This window comes from Inquilinus limosus DSM 16000 (genome assembly GCF_000423185.1).
In the GTDB taxonomy this organism is placed as follows: Bacteria; Pseudomonadota; Alphaproteobacteria; order DSM-16000; family Inquilinaceae; genus Inquilinus; species Inquilinus limosus.
Map to the genome: position 1 here is coordinate 372034 of NZ_AUHM01000001.1, position 19142 is coordinate 391175.

Below are 19142 nucleotides of genomic sequence, written 5' to 3' on the forward strand. Positions count from 1 at the left end.
GATCAGGCCGGCTCGGACCGGCTGGCGCCTTTCTCCCGGCGCTCCTTCTCCGCCAGCTGCTCATACTCCTCGCGGATCTTGCGGATCTCCTCCTCGGAATGCTCCTCGAGGTCGAGCAGCGAGTTGCGGGCCGTCTTGGTGGCGCGGATCAGCTCGTCCAGCTTGATCTGCAGCGCGGCGGTGTCGCGGTTCTGGGTGCTCTGGATCAGGAACACCATCAGGAAGGTGACGATCGTCGTGGCCGTGTTCACGGTGAGCTGCCAGGAATCGGAAAAGCCGACGAACGGCCCGATCGCGGCCCAGACGACTATCGCAGCCGCCGCCACGATGAACGTGGCGGGATGGCCGGCGAACTGCGCGATCCGGGTGGCGAAGCGGTCGAACCAGGGACTGTCCTTCACGGCATCCTCCGAACAATGGTGGATGCCGTGAAAACAGGACAACCGGACGGATCGTGCCGAGACGGGGCGGTGTTCAGAGGGCCTCCAGCCCTCCCCAAACTGTCATGCCCGGGCTTGACCCGGGCATCCAGCGGGTGTCGACGCTCTCTGGATTGCCGGGTCAAGCCCGGCAATGACAACAAGGGGATAGTGTGAGGCGGCAATGGCCTTGCTTCACTTCCCCTGGTTCAGCGCCACCGGCAGCTTGTTGGCCTGCAGGCCGTACTTGGCCAGGATCTGGTCGTAGGTGCCGTCGGCCTGCAGCTTCTCGACCGCCGCCTTCACCGCGTCGCGCAGCTGCGGCTCGCTCTTCAGCACCGGGATGCCGACCAGGGACTCCGTGAAAGCCTCGCCGATCGGCACGTAGGTGTCGGGCTCCAGCGTCTGGAAATAGGGCAGCGTCTCGTTGCCCTGGGCCGCGGCCTGCAGGCGCTGGGTCTTCAGCTGGGTGCGGGCGTCGGCCGAGCCTTCGGTGCCGACCACGGTGATCGCCGGCTTGCCCTTGGCGACGCAGTTGGCGTCGCTCCACTCGCCGATCTGCTGCGGCCAGTTGGTCGAGCGGCTGGCGCCCACCGTCTTGCCGCACAGATCGTCGGTCGACTTGATCTCACCGGCCAGGGCCGTGATCGTGTAGAACTGCGCGCCGGACTTCATGTAGTCGACGAAGTCGGCGATGTCGCGCCGCGCCGGCGTGTCGCTCATCCCCGCCATCACGATGTCGATGCGCCCGGTCTGCAGCGACGGCAGCATCTGGGCGAAGGCGATCTCCTGGAACTCGACCTCGACGCCCAGCTGCTTGGCGATCGCCCTGGCGAGGTCGATGTCGACGCCCTGCAGCTCGTTGGTCGCCGGGTCCTTGAAGATGATCGGCGGGTAGTTGTTGTTGGTGCCGACGATGATCTTGCCGGCCTGCTTGATCCGGGCCGGCAGGTCCTGGGCGTCGGCCGGCACCGCGGCCAGCGCTGTGGTGGCCGCGAGGGCGGCAAGCAGAGCGATACGGGTCATCTTGAGCCTCTCCTGTTGATATCTGGTCCGCCGGTCACGACAGGACGGCGGCGATGAAGTCGCGGGTGCGCGCCTCGCGCGGGCTGCCCAGCACCTGCTGCGGCGGCCCGATCTCGACGATCCGGCCGCGGTCCATGAACACGACGCGGTTCGCCACCTCGCGGGCGAAGCCCAGCTCGTGCGTCACCACGATCATGGTCATGCCGCTGGCGGCGAGGTCGCGCATCACCGCCAGAACCTCGCCCACCAGCTCGGGGTCGAGGGCCGAGGTCGGCTCGTCGAACAGCATCAGCTTCGGCTTCATCGCCAGGGCGCGGGCGATGGCGATGCGCTGCTGCTGGCCGCCGGACAGCTCGGCCGGATAGGCGTCGCGCTTGTCGGCCAGGCCGACGCGCCGCAGCAGGGCCATGGCCTCGGCGACCGCCTCGGTCTTCGGCCGCTTCTGCACCGTGACCGGGCCTTCGATGATGTTGGCCAGCACGGTCATATGCGCGAACAGGTTGAAGCGCTGGAACACCATGCCGCTGGCCAGGCGCTGGCGCGCCACCTCGCGGTCGGTCAGGGCGTAGAGGGCGTCGCCGTCGCGGCGGAAGCCGGCCAGCTCGCCATCGACCCAGACCGCGCCGCCGTCGACGCTCTCCAGCTGGTTGATGCAGCGCAACAGCGTGCTCTTGCCCGAGCCGGAGGGGCCGATGATGCACAACACCTCGCCGCGCTCGACCTGCAGCGACACGCCCTGCAGCGCGTGCAGCGACCCGAAATGCTTGTGGACATCGGCGGCGACCACCATCGGCGGCATGGCTCAGGCCTCCTTGGGCTGGTCGATGACGACGCGCTTGCCGTGCCGGTCGCCGCGGCCGCGGGCGAAATGCTTCTCCAGGAAATGCTGGCCGATGCTGAGCAGGGTGACCACGACCAGGTACCAGATCGCGGCGACGATCAGCAGCTCGATCACCCGGGCGTTGGCGTAGTAGATGGTCTGGGCGTTGCGCAGCATCTCGGCATACTGGATGACGCTGGCGACCGAGGTGAGCTTGACCATGCTGATCACCTCGTTGCCGACCGGCGGGATGATCACCCGCATCGCCTGCGGCAGCACGATCCGGCGCAGCGCCACCAGGCGGGTCATGCCGATCGCCTTGGCGGCCTCGGTCTGGCCGAGATCGACCGACAGGATGCCGCCGCGCACCACCTCGGCCGTGTAGGCGCCCTGGTTGATGCCGAGGCCCAGCAGCGTCGCCACGAAGGGGGTGATCAGGTCGACCGTCCGCCCCTCGAACAGGCCGGGGATGCCGATCACCGGGAACACCAGCGCCAGGTTGAACCACAGCAGCAGTTGCAGCAGCAGCGGCGTGCCGCGGAAAAACCAGATGTAGCCGACCGCCACGGTCTTCAGCACCGGGTTGGGCGACATCACCATGATCGCGAAGAGGACGCCGAGCGCGATGCCCAGCGCCATGGCGCAGACTGTCATCAGGATGGTGTTGGCCAGGCCCGACAGGATCGCCGGGGCGGTGAAGAACTGGCCGACCACGGCCCAGGCGATCTGGCCCTCGGCGAAGGCCTTCACGATCGCCGCCAGGGCCAGCAGGATCAGCGCCGCCGCGACCCAGCGGCCATAGTGCCGGCGCGGCACATGGCGCAGATGGGCGATGGAATAGGTCGTGTCGGTCATCCGCGCCCCTCCCCGTTCAGGCCCGTGGTCCGTCATAGGCCCGGGCCCAGCTGTCCTGCTCGACCAGCAGCTCGCGCAGCCGGGCCAGCTGCTCGCGCACCCGGTCCGGCGCGGTGCCGCCATGGCCCGACCGGGCGGCCACCGCCGCCTCCGGCGTCAGGCAGGACCGGATCTCCGGCGCCAGCCGCGGATCGACCGCCGCCAGGTCGGAATCCTCCAGCTCCTCCAGCCCGATGCCGCGGTCCTCGCAGCGGCGGACCAGGGCGCCGGTGATCTCATGCGCCTCGGAGAAGGGCACGCCGCGCCGGGCCAGCCAGTCCGCCACCTCGGTCGCAAGGGTGAAGCCCTCGACCGACTGGCGCCGCAGCGTCTCGACATTCACGCGCATGGTGCGGACCATCCCGGCCATGGCCGGCAGCACGGCGTCGAGCGTGTCGACCGCCTCGAAGGCCGCACGCTTGTCCTCGACCAGGTCGCGGTTGTAGGCGAAGGGCAGGCCCTTCAGCGCCGTCAGCATCGCGGTCAGCCCGCCGATCAGCCGGGACGCCCGGCCGCGCGTCAGCTCGGCGATGTCGGCGTTCTTCTTCTGCGGCATGATCGAGGAGCCGGTGGCGTAGGCATCGTCCAGCTCGACCCAGCGGAACTGGCGCGACGACCACAGGAACACCTCCTCCGCCAGCCGCGACAGGTGCACCGACAGCATCGCGGCGACGAACAGGAACTCCGCCACGTGGTCGCGGCTGCCGACCGCGTCGATCGAGTTCTCGCAGGGGCTGTCATAGCCTAGCTCCGCCGCCGACAGGTCGGGCCGCAGGGCGATGGCGGAGCCGGCCAGCGCGGCGGCGCCGAGCGGCGAGCGGGCGCTGCGCCGGTCCCAGTCCTGCAGCCGCTCGACGTCGCGGGCGAAGGTCTGGGCATGGGCCAGAAGCTGATGGGCGAAGGTGACCGGCTGGGCCGGCTGCAGATGGGTGAAGCCGGGCGCCAGCGTCTCGACATGCGCCTCGGCCTGCGCCACCAGCGCCTGCTGCAGCGCCATCACATGGCCGGCGAGGCGGCGGGCGACGTCGCGCAGATAGAGCTTCAGGTCGTTCGCCGCCTGGTCGTTGCGCGACCGGCCGGCGCGCAGCTTGCCGCCGAGGGGTCCGAGCCGTTCGGTCAGCGCGCGCTCGAGGAAGGTGTGGACGTCCTCGTCGCCCTCGTTCGGCCGCACGGTCCCAGCGGCGACGTCGCGCGCCAGATCGGACAGGGCCGCGGCGATCGTGCCGCCCTCGGCCTCGGTCAGGATACCGGCGCGAACCAGCTCGCGCGCATGGGCGGCCGAGGCCGCGAGGTCGTAGGGCGCGAGGCGGAAATGGCTGGGGTCGGAGCGCGACAGGGCCATCAGCTCCGGCGCGGGCGCGGCGCGGAAGCGGGCGCCCCAGAGACGGGTCGGTTCGGTCATGCTTGCCCCCTGTTCAGGGCCCGGATGCTGGCAACCTGCGGGGGAAGCCACAATGGAAATGATTTCCCCGGGATAGTCGGAATTGGAATATCGTGCGCGCCAGTCCAATCGGTCATATCGAGAGTCATGCCGCCGAGCCCCCTACCCTCCACCACCGCGCTGCGCGTCCTGGCCGCGCTGGTCGAGCACGGTTCGGCCTCCGAGGCGGCGAAGAGCGTGAACCTGACCCAGAGCGCGGTCAGCAAGCAGCTGCGCAGCCTGGAGGAGATCGCCGGCATGCCGCTGTTCACCCGCACCGGCCGCGGCCTGGTGCCGACCGAGGCCGGGCGGATCTTCGTCACCCAGGCGCGGATCGCGCTGGGGGCGCTGGAGACTGCGGCCGGGCGGATCGCGGCGCTGCGCGGGTCGCCCAACGCCATCCGGCTGCATGTCCTGCCGATCCTGGGCGACCGCTGGCTGGTGCCGCGGCTGTCGCTGCTGGCCAAGGCGAGGCCGGAGCTGGAGGTGCAGTTCACCACCCAGGCCACCGGCGACACGATCGAGGAGGCCGACGGCGTGTTCCGCTTCGGCGAGGGCGACTGGCCCGGCCAGCAGCGGGCGGACTACCTGTTCGGCCGTAACGTGGCGCTGGTCGGGGCGCCGTCGCTCTTGGCCCGGATGGGCGGCATCCGGACGGCGGAGGATGTGCGGCGCTACACCGTGCTGGACCACCGCCACACGCCGCTGCGCTGGAGCGAGTTCGCCGAGGCGCAGGGGCTGGCCGAGTTCGCCCCGGCGCATATGGTCCATTTCGGCTTCTACGCCCTGGTGATCCGCGCCGCCATCGCCGGCCAGGGCCTGGCCCTGGTGCCGCGCTGCCTGATCGAGGAGGAATTGCTGACCGGGCGCTTGGTCAATCCGGAAGGCCTCGGCTTCCACAGCCGCCACGGCTATTGGTTCACTGTGCCGGCGGACCGGACGCCGCGGCCCGGCCTGATCGCCTTCCGCGACTGGCTGCTGGACGAGGCACGGAGGCTGGGGGCTGGGATGTAAGGGTCGAGAGGGGTTAGTGCCTGTTTTGAATCCGTCATGGCGAGCCCCGCAGGGGCGTGGCCATCCAGGGCCGCTCGCATTGGCCCCTGGATGGCCACGTCGGCTTCGCCTCCTCGCCATGACGGTTCTGGATAACGGATGCTCAGAGCGCAACCGGCCCGAAACCAAAGGGAGAGAACCGCCATGAAGCCCGTCATCGACCGCCATGAATGGGCCGAGGATCCCGAGCGCTGGCACGGCGAGATCCAGCTCGGCTGCTACGGCGCGAACGTCTCGGTGATCTTCGTCGACCTCGCCGAGCCCGGCGGCGGGCCGAAGCTGCACCGCCACCCCTATCCCGAGACCTTCATCCTCCGCGCCGGCCGCACCCGGTTCACTCTCGGCGACCGGGAGATCCTGGCCGAAGCCGGGCAGATCGTGGTGGTGCCGCCTGACACGCCGCACAAATTCACCAATGCCGGCCCCGGCCCGCTGCAGACCATCGACATCCACGAGAACGGCACCTTCATCACCGAATGGCTCGAATGAGCCGATCGCGCTGGCTCAAGCCGGCCAGGGCCGCTAGGACAGACAGACGAGTGATCTGAGGCGACCGGCATGGATGCGCGGATACAGGGTTTGACGATCAAGGCGCCGGGCCGCCCGCTGACCGGTCGGGTCACCCCGCCGGGATCGAAGTCGATCACCAACCGCGTCCTGCTGCTGGCGGCGCTGGCCCGCGGCACCAGCCGCCTGACCGGCGCGCTGAAGAGCGACGACACCAAGCTGATGGCGGCGGCCCTGCGCGCCATGGGTGTGGCGGTCGAGGAGCCGGATGACACCAGCTTCACGGTCACCGGCACCGGCCGGCTGCAGGCCCCGGCCGGGCCGCTGTTCCTGGGCAATGCCGGCACCGCGACGCGCTTCCTGACCGCCGCCGTCACCATGGTCGACGGCACCGTGGTGGTGGATGGTGACGCGCATATGCGCAAGCGGCCGATCGGGCCGCTGGTCCAGGCGCTGCGTTCGCTCGGCATCGAAATCACCGACACCAATGGCTGCCCGCCGGTGACGGTGCGCGGCCGCGGCCCCTTTGCCGCCGGCCGGGTCGAGATCGACGGCGGCCTGTCCAGCCAGTACATCTCCGCCCTCCTCATGGCCGCCGCCTGCGGCACCGGCCCGGTCGAGGTGGCGCTGACCGGCAAGGAGATCGGCGCCCGCGGCTATGTCGACCTGACCGTCGCGGCGATGCTGGCCTTCGGGGCGGAGGTGGAGCAGCTGGACGAGGCGACCTGGCGGGTGCAGCCGACCGGCTACCGCGCCGCCGATCACCGGATCGAGCCCGACGCCTCGGCCGCGACCTATCTGTGGGGCGCCGAGGTGCTGACCGGCGGCGCCATCGACCTGGGCGTTCCGGCGGCCGCCTTCACCCAGCCGGACGCCAAGGCCCAGGCGCTGATCGCGCAGTTCCCTCACCTGCCGGCGGTGATCGACGGGTCGCAGATGCAGGACGCGGTGCCGACCCTGGCGGTGCTGGCGGCGTTCAACGAGACGCCGGTGCGCTTCACCGGCATCGCCAACCTCCGGGTCAAGGAATGCGACCGCGTCGCCGCGCTGGCGACCGAGCTGTCGCGCATCCGCCCGGGCCTCGGCCGCGAGGAGGGCAACGACCTGATCGTAGCCTCGGACCCCAGCCTGGCCGGCCAGGTGCTGCCGACCCGGATCGAGACCTATGCCGACCACCGCATCGCCATGAGCTTCGCCCTGGCCGGGCTGAAGATCGGCGGCATCACCATCCTCGACCCCGGCTGCGTCGCCAAGACCTATCCCGGCTATTGGGACGCCTTGGCCTCGCTCGGTGTCACTTACGACGAAGTGGCCTGACCGAACGATCGGTCAAAGATACGGCGCACCATCGCGACCAGCCGCCCGTCGAGGGCGATCAGGCCGAGCGCGATCAGCGCCATGCCGAGCCAGGCGCGCAGCGACAGGGCCTCGGCGAGCACGAGGTGGCCGAGCAGCATCGCGCTGGGCGGGATCAGCAGCGTCACCAGCGCCGTGCTGGTGGCGCCGACCCGGGCCAGCAGCTTGAAGTAGAGGACATAGGCCAGCGCGGTGCTGAGCAGCGCGAGCCCGACGAGCGACAGCAGCGTGGCCCAGCCCGGCACCGGCAACGACCATGGCTGGTCGACCAGGCAGACGAGGGGCAGCATCATCAGGCTGGTGGCGCTGACCTGGCCGGTGGCGGTGACCATCGGCGGCAGCGCCCGGAAGCGCCGGCCGAAGATGGTGGCGAAGCCGTAGGACAGGGCGGCGCCCAGCACCGCGAGCTGCGCCAGCACCTCGCCGCCGAGCCCGCCCAGCCTGCGGGCCGATCATCACCGCCACCCCGGCGAGGCCGAGCAGCACCCCGGCCAGACGCTTCGGCGTCAGCTTCTCGTCCGCGGTCAGGACATGGGCCACCAGCACGGTGAACAGCGGCGTGGTGGCGTTGAGGATGGCGGCGAGCCCGCTGCCGATCCGGATCTGGCCCCAGAAGATCAGGCTGAACGGGATCAGGTTGTTGAGCAGCCCCATGCCGAAGAAGGCGGCCCGGACCCGCCGGTCCCGCGGCATCGCCTGGCCGATCAGCCGCAGCACCAGCAGCAGCGCGACGGCCGCCAGCCCGACCCGGGCGAGGACGATGCTCAGCGGCGGCAGTTCGGCCACCGCCACCTTGGCGAAGAAGAACGACCCGCCCCAGACGAGCGACAGGGCGACCAGCAGCAGCCAGTCGGCGAAGCCCATGGGCGGCGGCGCCGCTGGACGAAGGTGCGGAGAGGTGGAGGCCATGCCCTGTTCTCGCCGGAGCGGCGGCCAGCTGCCATCCGGATCTTGCGATCGAATCCGTGTCGCGCAGGACTGGCCCGAGAAAGCATCGGAGCACGGGCGGCGCCGGATCGTCTAGCAAGGAATGAGGTCCGCCGCCCGGAGACATGCCGTGATCGACCCGTTCTGGCTCCTGTTCGCCGCCAAGCTGGCGCTGACCGCCGGGATCGTGGTCACCGCCTCGCTGCTGGTCGAGCGCAGCGGGCCGCTGCTCGGGGCGATGATCGCGACGCTGCCGATCTCTGCCGGTACGGCCTATGTCTTCCTGGCGATGGAACACGATGCGGCGTTCGTTTCGGGCAGCGCCCTGGCCAGCCTGGCGGTCAACGCCGCGACCGCCGTGTTCCTGACCCTCTATTCGCTGCTGGCCCGGTCGCGCGGCCTCGCGATCAGCCTCACGGTCGGGCTGCTGGGCTGGGCCGCGGCGGCAGCCGCGATCGGCCGGGTCGGCTGGATGCTTCCCGGCGCCGTGGCCCTGAACCTCGTCGTCTTCGCCGCCTGCCTGACGCTGGCGCTGCGGCGCCTGGCGGCGGCGCCGCCGGTCCGGGCGGCCGCCCGGCGCTGGGACATCCCGGTGCGGGCCGCCGCGGTGATGAGCCTGATCGCCGCGGTGCTGCTGATCGGCCGGGTCCTCGGGCCGACCGCCGCGGGCTTCGCCGCCCTGTTCCCGGTGGTCACCGGCAGCCTCGCCATGCTGCTGCATCCGCGCATCGGCGGCACGGCGACGGCCGCCGTCTTCGCCAATGCCCTGATCGGCATGGCCGGCTACATCCCGGCGCTGGCCCTGGTCCACATCGCCGCCCCGCCGCTCGGCTCCGCCGCGGCGCTGGGCCTGGGCCTGGCCGCCTGCGTGCTGTGGAACGCCGGCATGCTGGCGCTGCGCATGCGCCGACGGCCGCTCATTCCCCAGCCGCAGGACTGAGCGGCCGCTCGAACTCCGTACGGATCGCGAATTCACGCCAGCCGGCGCGGCGGAAGGCGTTGGCCATCGGGATGTTGCGGGTGTCGGTGTCGGCCCTGACCGGCCAGCGGCCGAAGCGGGCCAGCGTCGCCGTTCCGCGCGCCAGCAGCGCGTCGATATGGCCCCGCCCTCGCCTCTCCGGCGCCACGCCGACATAGCCGATCGTCGCCATGCTGGGCGCCAGCGCCGGCATCACCAGCCCGACCAGGGCGCCGTCGCGGTCATAGGCCAGCTCCCACCAGCCCGGCTCGTGCTCCAGCCCCTGCACGTCGGCGAAGATGTCCTCGTCGCCGATGCGGCGGTCGAGCGTCCCTTCCGTCACAAGGTCGGTCGCGGCGCGGAACGCCGCCTGCCCAACCTCCGCCATCGACCGGAAGACGAGGCCATCGGCCGCCGGCGGGACGGGCGTGCCGGGATCGAGCTCGAACCGGACGGTCTCGCGCCGGATCCCGAAGCCGTTGCTTGTCAGCAGCGCCCGGCGCCGCTCCGGCTCCGCCTGCCATTGCGGCGCCTGAAGCGGCGTGTCGAGGACATGGCCCAGCGCGCCGGCGCCGAGCGACCGAGCCCGGTCCGCCGCCTGCCGCAGCACCGCGGCGCCGATCGCCTCGGCCTCCGGCGCCGTCCAGGGCAGGTCGAACAGGACGATGTCGCTGGGTGCCGCCGCGCCCGGCAGGGTCCAGAAGGCGATGTGGCCGACAGCCTGCCCGTCCCGCTCGGCCAGGAAACACCAGTCCCGGCGCATCGCGCCCTTGCCCAGCAGGTCGTCGACATAGCGCCGCACGGCGTCGGCATGGGCCGGGTCGGTGGCGGTGGCGGCGAAGACGGCGAGCTCGTCCTCCGCGATCGGGCGCAGACGGATGTCGGAGATCACGTCGGGATCAGCCTCCGGCCGTGATCACCACGGATTCCGCCGAGCGCGCCGCCGGGCCGTGATACACCGCCTCGATGTTGTTGCCGTCGGGGTCGAGCGCGAAGGCGCCGTAATAGCCCGGATGGTAGTGCCGCTCGCCCGGCCCGCCATTGTCGCGGCCGCCGGCCTTGAGCGCCGCGGCGTGGAAGCGGTGGACGGTCTCGCGGTCCGCCGCCTGGAACGCCAGATGGACATGGCTGACGGCGTCGCCCTGGCTGACGTACAGCTCGTCCGAGGCGAAGAAATCCGGCCCCTCATGGGTGAGGCCGCGGCCGACCGCGGCCAGCGCGGCGGCGTAGAAGCGCTTGCTGGCTTCGAGATCGCGCACCACCAGATGGACATGGTCGATCAGCCGGCCCTGATGGAACTGCATCGTCTCCTCCCTCGGTATCGGCCCTAACGCGGCTCGGCGGCCTCGATCACCTCGAAATGCTCGACCTCCGGGTCGAAGCGGGTGAGGAAGTCGCGGTCGCGCGGGTAGTAGCGGGCCTTTTCATACTCCTCGCCGGCGAAGGCCTTGATCGACTCGACCGAGTCCCACATCGTCAGGGTCAGGAACTCCACCTCCTCGCCCTTGTCCTGGCACAGCAGCCAGACGCCGCGGTTGCCCGGCGTCTTCGCGTAGTCGCCGAGGCCGGTCTCCCGCAGATAGGCGACATAGGCGTCCTTCTTCGTCTTCGGCACCGGGCCGCGCCACATCCTGGCGATCATCTCCGTTCCTCCTTTGTCAGGTCGAGGCGGACGATCGGCCGGGTTGGGCTGCGCCGCGCCACCTCGCGGAAGCCGAGGTCGAGGAAGGGCTGCAGCACGCCGGTGTAGATCTCGCCCGACCCCAGCCGTCGGCCGGCATCGATCGGATAGGCCTCGAGCGCCGGGGCGCCGCGCGACCGCGCCAGCCGCGCCGCCGCCGCGACCAGCGGGCGCAGGAGGCCGGTGCGGCGATGCGACTTGGCGGTGACGAAGCAGGTGATCGACCAGACCGGCAGGCCGTCGACCGGCGCCAGGTTGCGCGAGCGGGCCAGCCGCGGCTGCGCCGCGCGCGGGGCGACGCCGCACCAGGCGACCGGACGGCCGTCGCGGTAGCCGACCAGCCCCAGCGTCTCGCCGGCCTCCACCAGATCACGGAACAGGGCGCGGTTGCTGCCGTCCCGCGTCCCGGCCCTGAAATCCCGGCGCTCACGGCGCCAGAAGGCGCACCAGCAGCGATCGGCATCGGCGCATTCGGCGAACACCGCCTCGACATCGCCGAGCCGCTGCGGCGTCACCGGCCGGCATTCGAGCGTCGCGTCGCGATCGGCCATCCCTAACCCCCGTACCGGTTGGCGGACGATGCCGGGCTTGCCCCGGGGGAGTCAACCGATAGGATATCAGGCGATGCAGACCCAGGCCCCCTCCTACGCGCTGCGGCCGCCGAAGCGGATCGGCGGCTCGCTCAGCCTCGACTTCGTCAACACCGAGATGTGGCGCGGCGACGTCCCGCAGCGCGGCGAGCGGCTGACCGGTTATGGCGAGCTGGCCCTGTGGGCCGGTCATCTCGGCATCCTGGACCGCGCCGGGGTCAGGCGGCTGGTGCAGGAGGCGGAGCAGCGCCCGGAGGCCGCGGCCGCGGTGCTGGCCACGGCGCTGCGCCTGCGCGCGGCGCTGGGCCGGATCCTGACCGCGCCGGACAGCGCCTCAGGCGACGATCTCGCGGTGCTGAACGCCCTGCTGGCCCGGGCCCCGACCCGGACCGGCCTGGTGCCGGCCAGGACCGGCTTCGCCTGGACCATGAGCGAGACCGACCCGCTGGAGCAGCCGCTGTGGCCGGTGGTCTGGGACGCGGCCGAGCTGCTGGTCTCCGGCCGCGCCGAACGGGTCGGCAGTTGCTCCGACCCCGACTGCGCCTGGGTGTTCCTCGACACCTCGCGCAACCGCAGCCGGCGCTGGTGCTCGATGGCCGATTGCGGCAACCGGCACAAGGCGCGCCGGCACTACGAGCGGACCCGCAGCCCGGCCGCGAGCTAGCCGATCGAGGCGCGCAGGATCTTGCCCTGGCCGTCGACCTCCACGGTCAGGCGGTCGGCGCGGTAGTCCATCGTCACCGCCTCGCCCGGCCGGACGACCCGCAGCATCAGGCCCTTCAGCTTGGCGAGCTCGGCCTCGGACACAGCCGGCTGCGGCTCGGTGCCGGCCGGCGCGGCCGCCTGGCTGCGGGCGCAGGCGGCGGCGAGGCCGCCGGCTGCACCGGCCACGGCGAGGCCGAGAAGATGACGGCGGGAGGATTCGGTGCTCATTGCTGCCTCGCATTCCTGATCCGATCGGCCGGTGATGGCGCGGAAAAAAGGCGACGTCGTGACGCGCTTTACGTTCCAGCAGGAGGAAGCTTCAGACTCGGTGTATGACGCCGCCCTGATGAGGTTCAGATCGTGATCTCCCGCCGCCGCTTCCTGTCCGGTGCCGCCACTGCCGTGCTGGCCGGCGCCCTGCCCCGCCTCGCCCGCGCCGCCGCGCCCACCGAGCTGACCATCGGCACCCGCAGCCTGGAGGTGGCGGGGCGATCGGCCACGGTGTTCGGCATTCTGCAGCCGGATGGCGCCCATGGCCTGCACGCCACCGCCGGCGACGCCTTCCGGGTGCGGCTGGCCAACGCGCTGTCCGAGCCGTCGCTGGTGCATTGGCACGGGCTGACGCCGCCCTGGCGCCAGGACGGCGTGCCGGGCGTGACCCAGGACCCGCTGCCGCCGGGCGCCGGCATCGACTACGATTTCCCGCTGACCCGCCCGGGCACCTACTGGATGCATTCCCATCTCGGGCTGCAGGAGCAGCTGCTGCTGGCGGCGCCGCTGATCATCGCCGACCCGGCCGAGGCCGGGCTGGACGAGCAGCAGGTGGTGCTGATGCTGCACGACTTCACCTTCCGCGACCCGGCCGAGATCATGGCCGGGCTGCGCGGCGGCCAGGGCCACGGCATGGCGGGGATGGATCACGGCGGCCATGGCGGCCACGGCAGCATGGCCGGGACGAATCAGGGCATGGCCGGGATGGACCACAGCGGCCACGGCATGGGCGCGGCCCAGCCCATGCCGGGGATGCAGCACGGCATGCCGGGCGGCATGGCCATGGACCTGAACGATGTCGAATACGACGCCTATCTGGCCAATGACCGCACCCTGGGCGACCCGGAGGTGGTGCGGGTGGAGCGCGGCGGCCGGGTGCGGCTGCGCATCATCAACGGCGCCGCGGCCACCAACTTCCACATCGACCTCGGCCCCGTGGAGGGCACGCTGGTGGCGGTGGACGGCCAGCCGGTCGCGCCGGTCACCGGCCGGCGCTTCCCGATCGCAATCGCCCAGCGCCTCGACATCCGCCTGACCGTCCCCGCCGGCCAGGCCCTGCCGGTGCTGGCGCTGCGCGAGGGCGACCGGCAGCGCACCGGCCTGGTGCTGGCCGCCCCCGGCGCCGCGGTGACGCGCATCGCCGATCTGGGCGAGGAGAGGACGCCGCCGCTCGACCTCGCGCTGGAGTCGCGGCTGCGGGCGACGCAGCCCCTGCCGGCGCGGCCGGCCGACCGGTCGATCCCGCTGGTGCTGGGCGGCGACATGGCGAGCTATGTCTGGACCCTGAACGGCAAGGTGCACGGCCAGGACACGCCGCTGCCGGTGCGGCGGGGCGAGCGGGTGGAGATCGTCATGACCAACCCGTCGATGATGGCGCATCCGATGCATCTGCACGGCCACCACTTCCAGGTGGTGGCGATCGACGGCGCGCCGCTGCCCGGAGCCCTGCGCGACACGGTGCTGGTGCCGCCGGGGAAGGCCGTCACCATCGCCTTCGACGCCGACAATCCCGGCCGCTGGGTCTTCCACTGCCACCACCTCTATCACATGGAGGGCGGCATGATGACGACAGTGGAGTACGAGGGGATCGGCTAAACCCATCCATACGCCGTCATCGCGAGGACCCCGACCTCGAGCCGGGAGCCGCGGCGATCCAACGGCTCGATTCCTGGATGGCCACGCCCCTTCGGGGCTCGCCATGACGGTTCAGAGGCGGAGCGGTCGTGGAGTCCTCTAGATCGCCTCGGCCTCCGCCACCTCGGCGATGAGCCAGTCGCGGAACAGGCGGATCTTGCGGATCGAGCCCTGCCCCGGCGCGTGCAGCAGGTAATAGGCGGTCGCCGGCCGCATGGTGTGGTCGAGCGGCTGCACCAGGCGGCCCGCGGCCACGTCGCCGCGCGTCAGGAACAGCGGCAGCAGCGCCAGCCCCATGCCGGCCGCCGCGGCCTCGGCCAGCATGAAGAAATGCTCGAAGCCGGGGGAGCCCGAGACATCGGGCGGCGCCAGGCCGAGCGAGGCGAAATACTCGGCCCAGGCGGCAGGCCGGGTGGTGTGCACCAGCAGGCGGTGGTCGCGCAGATCGGCCGGCCCGGCGATCGCGCCGCGCCGGCGCAGCAGCTCGGGCGCGCAGAACACGCCGACCGTCTCGTTCATCAGCAGCGTCGCCTCCGCCCCCGGCCAGCTGCCGGTGCCGTTGCGCAGCGCCAGGTCGATCGGGTCCGCGCCGAAATCGACGGTCTCCTCCGACGCCGACAGGTCGACCTGGATGTCCGGGTGGCGTACGTGGAAGCGCGGCAGGCGCGGCACCAGCCAGCGCAGGGCGAAGGTCGGCAGCACGCTGAGCGACAGGATGCCCTCGCGCTCCGGCCGCCGCAGGGCGCGGGTGGCGGCGGCGATCTGCGCCAGCGCATCCGTGACCCGGGCGTGATAGGCGGCGCCGGCAGGCGTCAGCTCGATGCCGCGGCCGGCCCGCCGGAACAGCGGCATGCCGAGCTCCGCCTCCAGCGCCTGCACCGCGCGGCTGACCGCACCCTGGGTCACCCCCAGCTCCTCCGCCGCCGCGGTCAGGTTCAGGTGCCGTCCCGCCGCGGCGAAGCTGCGGATCCCGCTCAGCGACGGCAGCCGGTCCGCCGCCGGCCGGCGATATCCATGAGCCCAGCTCATCGATCCGGGATCCTTTCTCGATTGTCGGACTGCGGACTCTCCGCTTAATTCCTGCCCCGGCGCAAGGGGCGCCCGACGACCTTCAGCAAGGATCCATGAGAATGGTGATGCCGTTCCATATCGCCTTCCCGGTGCGCGACCTGGCCGCCGCCCGCCATTTCTACGGCACCGTTCTCGGCTGTCCCGAGGGCCGCAGCTCCGACAGCTGGATCGACTTCGACCTCTACGGACACCAGATCGTGGCCCATCTGAAGCCGGCCCCCGAAGGCGATGGGGAGGCCCTGCACCACAACCCGGTCGACGGCCACGACGTGCCGGTGCCGCATTTCGGCGTGGTGCTGGAGATGGCGGATTGGGAGGCCCTGGCCGAGCGCCTGAGGGCGGCGGGCGTGCGCTTCGTGATCGAGCCCTATGTCCGCTTCAAGGGACAGGCGGGCGAGCAGGCGACGATGTTCTTCCTCGACCCGTCCGGCAACGCGCTGGAATTCAAGGCGTTTGCGGATATGGGCCAGCTTTTCGCGAAATAACGCGGCGGTCAGGCTGCGGGAGCAGCCGGCGGGGCCGCGGCCTCGGCCAGCAGCCGGATCACCTCCTCGTCGGTCGTCTGGCTGAAATCCTCATAGAATCGGCCGACCGCGCCGAAGAAATGCGGCGCGGAGAGGCAGACCACGTCGTCCGCCAGCTGGGACAGCGTCTGCAGCACGTCCGGCGGCGCCACCGGCACCGCGAGCACCAGCCGGGCCGGCTGCGCCGCCGCCAGCCCCTGCAGGGCCGCGGTCACGGTGCCGCCGGTGGCGATGCCGTCATCGACCAGGATCACGGTGCGGCCGGCGACGGACGGTGAGGGACGGCCGCCGCGGTAGAGGCGCCGGCGGCGTTCGATCTCGACCAGCTGACGCTCGGTCTCCGCCTCGACATAGCCGGGGGCGGGCGCGACTTCGCGCATCACCGAATCGTTCAGCACCACCCGCGGATCCTTGCCGTCGATCACCGCGCCGATCCCAAGCTCGGGATAGCCCGGCGCGCCGATCTTGCGCACGAGAAGGACGTCGAGCGGCGCCGCCAGCGCCCGCGCCACCTCGAACGCCACCGGCACGCCGCCGCGCGGCAGCGCCAGGACGATCGGGCGGGCGTCGCGATACCGGGCCAGCGCCTCGGCGAGCCGCCGCCCGGCCTCCGTCCTGTCCCGGAACCGCATTGCCGACATGATCATCGGTCGCCTCCCGTCAGATAGCGGCCGAACCACAGCGCGGCCTGCCGCACCACCTGGTCGAGCGTGCCCGGCTCCTCGAACAGATGGCCCGCGCCCGGCACCACGACCAGTTCCTTCTCCCCCGGCAGCCGTTCATAGGCCTCGCGGTTGAGGTCGAGCACCTGCTCGTCGAGGCTGCCGACCAGCAGCAGGGTCGGCGCCCGGACGCGGTCGAGCGCCTCGCCCGCCAGATCCGGCCGGCCGCCGCGCGACACCACGGCATGGATCCGGGCCGCGCCCTTGGCCGCCGCCACCAGCGCCGCGGCGGCCCCGGTGCTGGCGCCGAAATAGCCGACATGCAGCGCCGAGGTCTCGGCCGCCCGCGCCGCCCAGTCGGTGGCGAGGTCGAGCCGTTCCGCCAGCAGCGGGATGTCGAAGACATTGGCGCGGTCCCGCTCCTCCTCCGGGGTCAGCAGGTCGAGCAGCAGCGTAGCGAGGCCGGCGGAGCGCAGCCCGGCCGCGACATGGTTGTTGCGCGGGCTGTGCCGGCCGCTGCCGCTGCCATGGGCGAAGATGATCAGGCCCTCGGACCGGTTCTTCGGCATGCCGAGCAGCCCCTGCAGACGCCGGGGGCCGATCTCGACGGGATGGGTGATGTCGCGCGTCATGGTCAGAGCCCGAAGGGATAGGTGTCGGGAACGCCCTGTGGCCGGGCCGAGCCCAGGGGAGTCACGACCCGGGTCTGCTCGAACCAGACATAGGCGTCGAACTGTTCGGCCAGCACCGCCTGGAAGTAGTGGCTCAGCAGCTCCGTGTCCGGCCGGTAGACGACGCCGATCGCGCGTTCCAGCAGGGCGTCGGACAGTGCGGCCGTCAGAGCCGGGCGGTCGAAGCCGCGCCAGTCGGTCAGCGACCGGGAGAGGCCGGAGCGGCGGAAGGCGTGCTCCCAGCTGTCCGGCCGGGCCGGACGGACGGTCTTGATCTCCATCGGCGAGTCCCAGTCGGACGCCGCCGCCACCGTGCCGCGATCGGTGCCGAAGCCGATCAGCACCGCCTCGTCGCCATGGGCGGTGCGGCAGAGCTCGCCGATGTTGAACTCGCCCTGCCAGCCCATCGCCGTGGCCGCGGCGTTGCCGATATGCGAGTTGTGCGCCCAGGCCACGGCCTTGGCGCCCTCCCCGCCCGCGGCGAGCAGCGCCTGCAGCGTCTCGAACATGTGGCGGTCGCGCAGATTCCAGGATTCGGTCGAGCCGCGATACATCAGCCGGTAGTACTGCTCGGCCGCGCGCACGATCCGCGCGTTCTGCGCCGCGTCGAAATGGGCCTCGCCGTCGAGCGCCGCGAGGCGCCGGTCGAGCAGCGCGCCGAGCTGGGCCACCGCCTCGTCCTCGCAAGGCTCCTGCCGGCCCGACAGCACCGCCCGGCCGTAGCGCGCCGGCTCGCCCTGCCAGGGCGTCAGGCAGGCGTAGCGCCGCCGGGCCTCGGCCGCGGCTTCCGGATCGACCCGGTCGAGATAGCGCAGGACGGCGTCGATCGACGCGCCCAGACTGTAGACGTCGAGGCCGCGGAAGGCGGCGCGGCGCTCGGGCGGCTGCCCCTCATTGTGGGCGCGCAGCCATTCGACGAAGGCCAGCACCTCGGCGTTGCGCCACATCCAGGTCGGGAAGCGGGCGAAGGCTTGCTCCCGCGACGGCTCCTCCTCCCGGTGCCGGACATAGCGGTCGATGCGGGCGGCATCCGGCCAGTCCGCCTCGACCGCGACGATGGTGAAGCCGTGCTCGGCGATCAGCCTGCGCGTGATCGCGGCCCGGGCCTGGTAGAACTCGGATGTGCCGTGCGTCGCCTCGCCGAGCAGCACCACACGCGCGTCCGCGAAGCGGCTGAACAGGGCGCCGAACGCCGCCGCGTCCTCCGGCGGCGGCAGCGGCTCGCCGTACAGGCTCAGCTCGCCGACGATATCGGCCTGGGCCTCCACCCGGGCCCGTTCGGACACTCTCGGATCGGCCATCGCTGTCTCCGTTCGTCCGCCGGCCCGCTACAGGGGCCAGAACCGGACCAGCAGGATGATGAGAGCGAGGGCGACCAGGCCGCCGAGGAAGATCAGGCGCCGGGTCAGGCTGCGCAGGATGATCTCGCCCTGGCGTGCCTTCTCCGCCGGATAGGGCGGCGGCTCCCGCCTGCGGATGTCCGGCTCCGGCATGCGCTCCTCGCTCGCTCTCCTGGGCAACAGGAGGCGGCGGAGGAAGTTCCGACGGCCGAGACCCGGGGAGACGGCCTAGTGGCGGGAGCCTTCGGACGGCGAGCCGGCGGCCAGGAACTGGGAGCGGGCGGCGGCGATGCGCCGAGCCCGCTCCGCCTCCAGCTTCTCGCGCCGGCGCCGGTACTGCTGGCGCAGCCTGTGAGACTGGGCGATGGCCCGGAGCACCTCGTCGGAGAGCTGCGTGAAGCGGTCGAAGGTCTCCATCAGCTTGTCGGGCTCCTTCGACAGGGCCTTGGCCTCCGCCAAACACCTCTCCGCCAGCTCGTCCAGCGCCTGCATGCGTCGTTCGAGCCGGACCAGCTCCGGATCGGAGGCTATGGTCGGGGCTGCGGCGGGCGGCTTGGCTCGGGTCATGAACAAACCATGAACGAATCTCGTCCCAACGTCAAGCCTGCGCGTG

Annotated in this window: 24 protein-coding genes and 1 pseudogene; 7 read left to right on the top strand and 18 right to left on the bottom strand. The window is 71.6% G+C overall.

The features are described 5' to 3' along the window. Positions 1 to 2: 2 nt before the first annotated feature. From G537_RS35910 to argH, 5 genes are all read right to left on the bottom strand, one after another. Positions 3 to 401, bottom strand: coding sequence for a low affinity iron permease family protein (locus G537_RS35910; protein ID WP_034850342.1), 399 nt, complete (start codon positions 399 to 401; stop codon positions 3 to 5). A 213-nt stretch (positions 402 to 614) separates the two neighbouring features. Further along, positions 615 to 1445, bottom strand: coding sequence for an ABC transporter substrate-binding protein (locus tag G537_RS0101800; RefSeq protein ID WP_034850343.1), 831 nt, complete (start codon positions 1443 to 1445; stop codon positions 615 to 617). A gap of 34 nt (positions 1446 to 1479) precedes the next feature. Next, a complete protein-coding gene (locus G537_RS0101805) occupies positions 1480 to 2244 on the bottom strand; it encodes an amino acid ABC transporter ATP-binding protein (RefSeq protein WP_026868665.1) in 765 nt (254 codons plus the stop codon). A gap of 3 nt (positions 2245 to 2247) precedes the next feature. After that, positions 2248 to 3120, bottom strand: coding sequence for an amino acid ABC transporter permease (locus G537_RS0101810; protein ID WP_026868666.1), 873 nt, complete (start codon positions 3118 to 3120; stop codon positions 2248 to 2250). Positions 3121 to 3136: 16 nt separating this feature from the next. Continuing rightward, positions 3137 to 4561 carry an argininosuccinate lyase gene (gene argH, locus G537_RS0101815; protein WP_026868667.1) on the bottom strand — a complete coding sequence of 475 codons (1425 nt, stop codon included), beginning with the start codon at positions 4559 to 4561 and terminating at the stop codon, positions 3137 to 3139. Positions 4562 to 4687: 126 nt separating this feature from the next. Between argH and G537_RS0101820 the strand changes: the two genes are divergently transcribed. The 3 genes from G537_RS0101820 to aroA all read left to right on the top strand — a co-directional run bounded on the left by G537_RS0101820 (position 4688) and on the right by aroA (position 7456). Then, a complete protein-coding gene (locus tag G537_RS0101820) occupies positions 4688 to 5593 on the top strand; it encodes a LysR substrate-binding domain-containing protein (protein WP_026868668.1) in 906 nt (301 codons plus the stop codon). A 183-nt stretch (positions 5594 to 5776) separates the two neighbouring features. Beyond that, the gene (locus G537_RS0101825; protein WP_026868669.1) at positions 5777 to 6121 is read left to right on the top strand and encodes a cupin domain-containing protein; all 345 of its coding nucleotides are present in this window, start codon (positions 5777 to 5779) and stop codon (positions 6119 to 6121) included. 90 nt (positions 6122 to 6211) lie between these two features. Then, positions 6212 to 7456, top strand: a complete 1245-nt coding sequence (gene aroA, locus G537_RS0101830; protein WP_245578870.1) for a 3-phosphoshikimate 1-carboxyvinyltransferase — start codon at positions 6212 to 6214, stop codon at positions 7454 to 7456. On the opposite strand, the gene G537_RS45540 is transcribed toward aroA, so the two are convergent. After that, the gene (locus G537_RS45540; RefSeq protein ID WP_342665187.1) at positions 7438 to 7914 is read right to left on the bottom strand and encodes an EamA family transporter; all 477 of its coding nucleotides are present in this window, start codon (positions 7912 to 7914) and stop codon (positions 7438 to 7440) included. The two genes, aroA and G537_RS45540, sit on opposite strands and share 19 nt — an antisense overlap. A gap of 91 nt (positions 7915 to 8005) precedes the next feature. Next, positions 8006 to 8404, bottom strand: a pseudogene (locus tag G537_RS45545) (EamA family transporter); the annotation flags it as partial. Between the two features lie 148 nt (positions 8405 to 8552). Between G537_RS45545 and G537_RS0101840 the strand changes: the two are divergent. Next, positions 8553 to 9362, top strand: a complete 810-nt coding sequence (locus G537_RS0101840; protein WP_026868671.1) for a hypothetical protein — start codon at positions 8553 to 8555, stop codon at positions 9360 to 9362. Here G537_RS0101840 and G537_RS0101845 read toward each other — a convergent pair. The 4 genes from G537_RS0101845 to G537_RS0101860 are packed head-to-tail and all read right to left on the bottom strand — an operon-like array spanning position 9340 to position 11612. Continuing rightward, positions 9340 to 10272, bottom strand: a complete 933-nt coding sequence (locus tag G537_RS0101845) for a GNAT family protein (protein ID WP_051247660.1) — start codon at positions 10270 to 10272, stop codon at positions 9340 to 9342. The genes G537_RS0101840 and G537_RS0101845 overlap by 23 nt on opposite strands. A gap of 7 nt (positions 10273 to 10279) precedes the next feature. Then, the gene (locus tag G537_RS0101850; RefSeq protein WP_026868673.1) at positions 10280 to 10684 is read right to left on the bottom strand and encodes a VOC family protein; all 405 of its coding nucleotides are present in this window, start codon (positions 10682 to 10684) and stop codon (positions 10280 to 10282) included. Positions 10685 to 10707: 23 nt separating this feature from the next. Continuing rightward, positions 10708 to 11022 carry an antibiotic biosynthesis monooxygenase family protein gene (locus tag G537_RS0101855; RefSeq protein WP_026868674.1) on the bottom strand — a complete coding sequence of 105 codons (315 nt, stop codon included), beginning with the start codon at positions 11020 to 11022 and terminating at the stop codon, positions 10708 to 10710. Beyond that, positions 11019 to 11612, bottom strand: coding sequence for a GNAT family N-acetyltransferase (locus G537_RS0101860; protein WP_026868675.1), 594 nt, complete (start codon positions 11610 to 11612; stop codon positions 11019 to 11021). Before G537_RS0101860 ends, G537_RS0101855 begins: the two co-directional genes overlap by 4 nt. Positions 11613 to 11685: 73 nt before the next feature. On the opposite strand from G537_RS0101860, the gene G537_RS0101865 reads away from it, so the two are divergent. Beyond that, positions 11686 to 12315 (top strand): CGNR zinc finger domain-containing protein, encoded by a 630-nt coding sequence (locus G537_RS0101865; RefSeq protein WP_034850344.1) that lies wholly within the window; start codon positions 11686 to 11688, stop codon positions 12313 to 12315. Here the strand turns inward: G537_RS0101865 and G537_RS35920 are convergent. Continuing rightward, on the bottom strand, positions 12312 to 12584 hold the full coding sequence (locus G537_RS35920) for an I78 family peptidase inhibitor (protein ID WP_051247662.1): 273 nt from the start codon (positions 12582 to 12584) through the stop codon (positions 12312 to 12314). The genes G537_RS0101865 and G537_RS35920 overlap by 4 nt on opposite strands. A gap of 132 nt (positions 12585 to 12716) precedes the next feature. Between G537_RS35920 and G537_RS0101880 the strand changes: the two genes are divergently transcribed. Beyond that, positions 12717 to 14222: a multicopper oxidase family protein gene (locus G537_RS0101880; RefSeq protein WP_245578872.1), complete on the top strand. Its 1506-nt coding sequence runs from the start codon at positions 12717 to 12719 to the stop codon at positions 14220 to 14222. Between the two features lie 138 nt (positions 14223 to 14360). On the opposite strand, the gene gcvA is transcribed toward G537_RS0101880, so the two are convergent. Beyond that, on the bottom strand, positions 14361 to 15290 hold the full coding sequence (gene gcvA, locus G537_RS0101885) for a transcriptional regulator GcvA (protein WP_051247666.1): 930 nt from the start codon (positions 15288 to 15290) through the stop codon (positions 14361 to 14363). A gap of 95 nt (positions 15291 to 15385) precedes the next feature. Between gcvA and G537_RS0101890 the strand changes: the two genes are divergently transcribed. Continuing rightward, positions 15386 to 15817 (top strand): VOC family protein, encoded by a 432-nt coding sequence (locus G537_RS0101890; RefSeq protein ID WP_026868679.1) that lies wholly within the window; start codon positions 15386 to 15388, stop codon positions 15815 to 15817. A gap of 8 nt (positions 15818 to 15825) precedes the next feature. On the opposite strand, the gene G537_RS0101895 is transcribed toward G537_RS0101890, so the two are convergent. The 5 genes from G537_RS0101895 to G537_RS0101915 form a co-directional block, all read right to left on the bottom strand. Continuing rightward, positions 15826 to 16503, bottom strand: coding sequence for a phosphoribosyltransferase (locus G537_RS0101895; RefSeq protein WP_026868680.1), 678 nt, complete (start codon positions 16501 to 16503; stop codon positions 15826 to 15828). After that, on the bottom strand, positions 16500 to 17150 hold the full coding sequence (locus G537_RS0101900) for a dienelactone hydrolase family protein (RefSeq protein ID WP_034850346.1): 651 nt from the start codon (positions 17148 to 17150) through the stop codon (positions 16500 to 16502). Before G537_RS0101900 ends, G537_RS0101895 begins: the two co-directional genes overlap by 4 nt. 2 nt (positions 17151 to 17152) lie before the next feature. After that, positions 17153 to 18490, bottom strand: coding sequence for an erythromycin esterase family protein (locus tag G537_RS0101905; protein WP_026868682.1), 1338 nt, complete (start codon positions 18488 to 18490; stop codon positions 17153 to 17155). Positions 18491 to 18517: 27 nt separating this feature from the next. Beyond that, positions 18518 to 18682, bottom strand: a complete 165-nt coding sequence (locus G537_RS44455; protein ID WP_169516716.1) for a hypothetical protein — start codon at positions 18680 to 18682, stop codon at positions 18518 to 18520. A gap of 75 nt (positions 18683 to 18757) precedes the next feature. Then, positions 18758 to 19096, bottom strand: a complete 339-nt coding sequence (locus G537_RS0101915) for a hypothetical protein (RefSeq protein WP_155888454.1) — start codon at positions 19094 to 19096, stop codon at positions 18758 to 18760. Positions 19097 to 19142 lie beyond the last annotated feature (46 nt).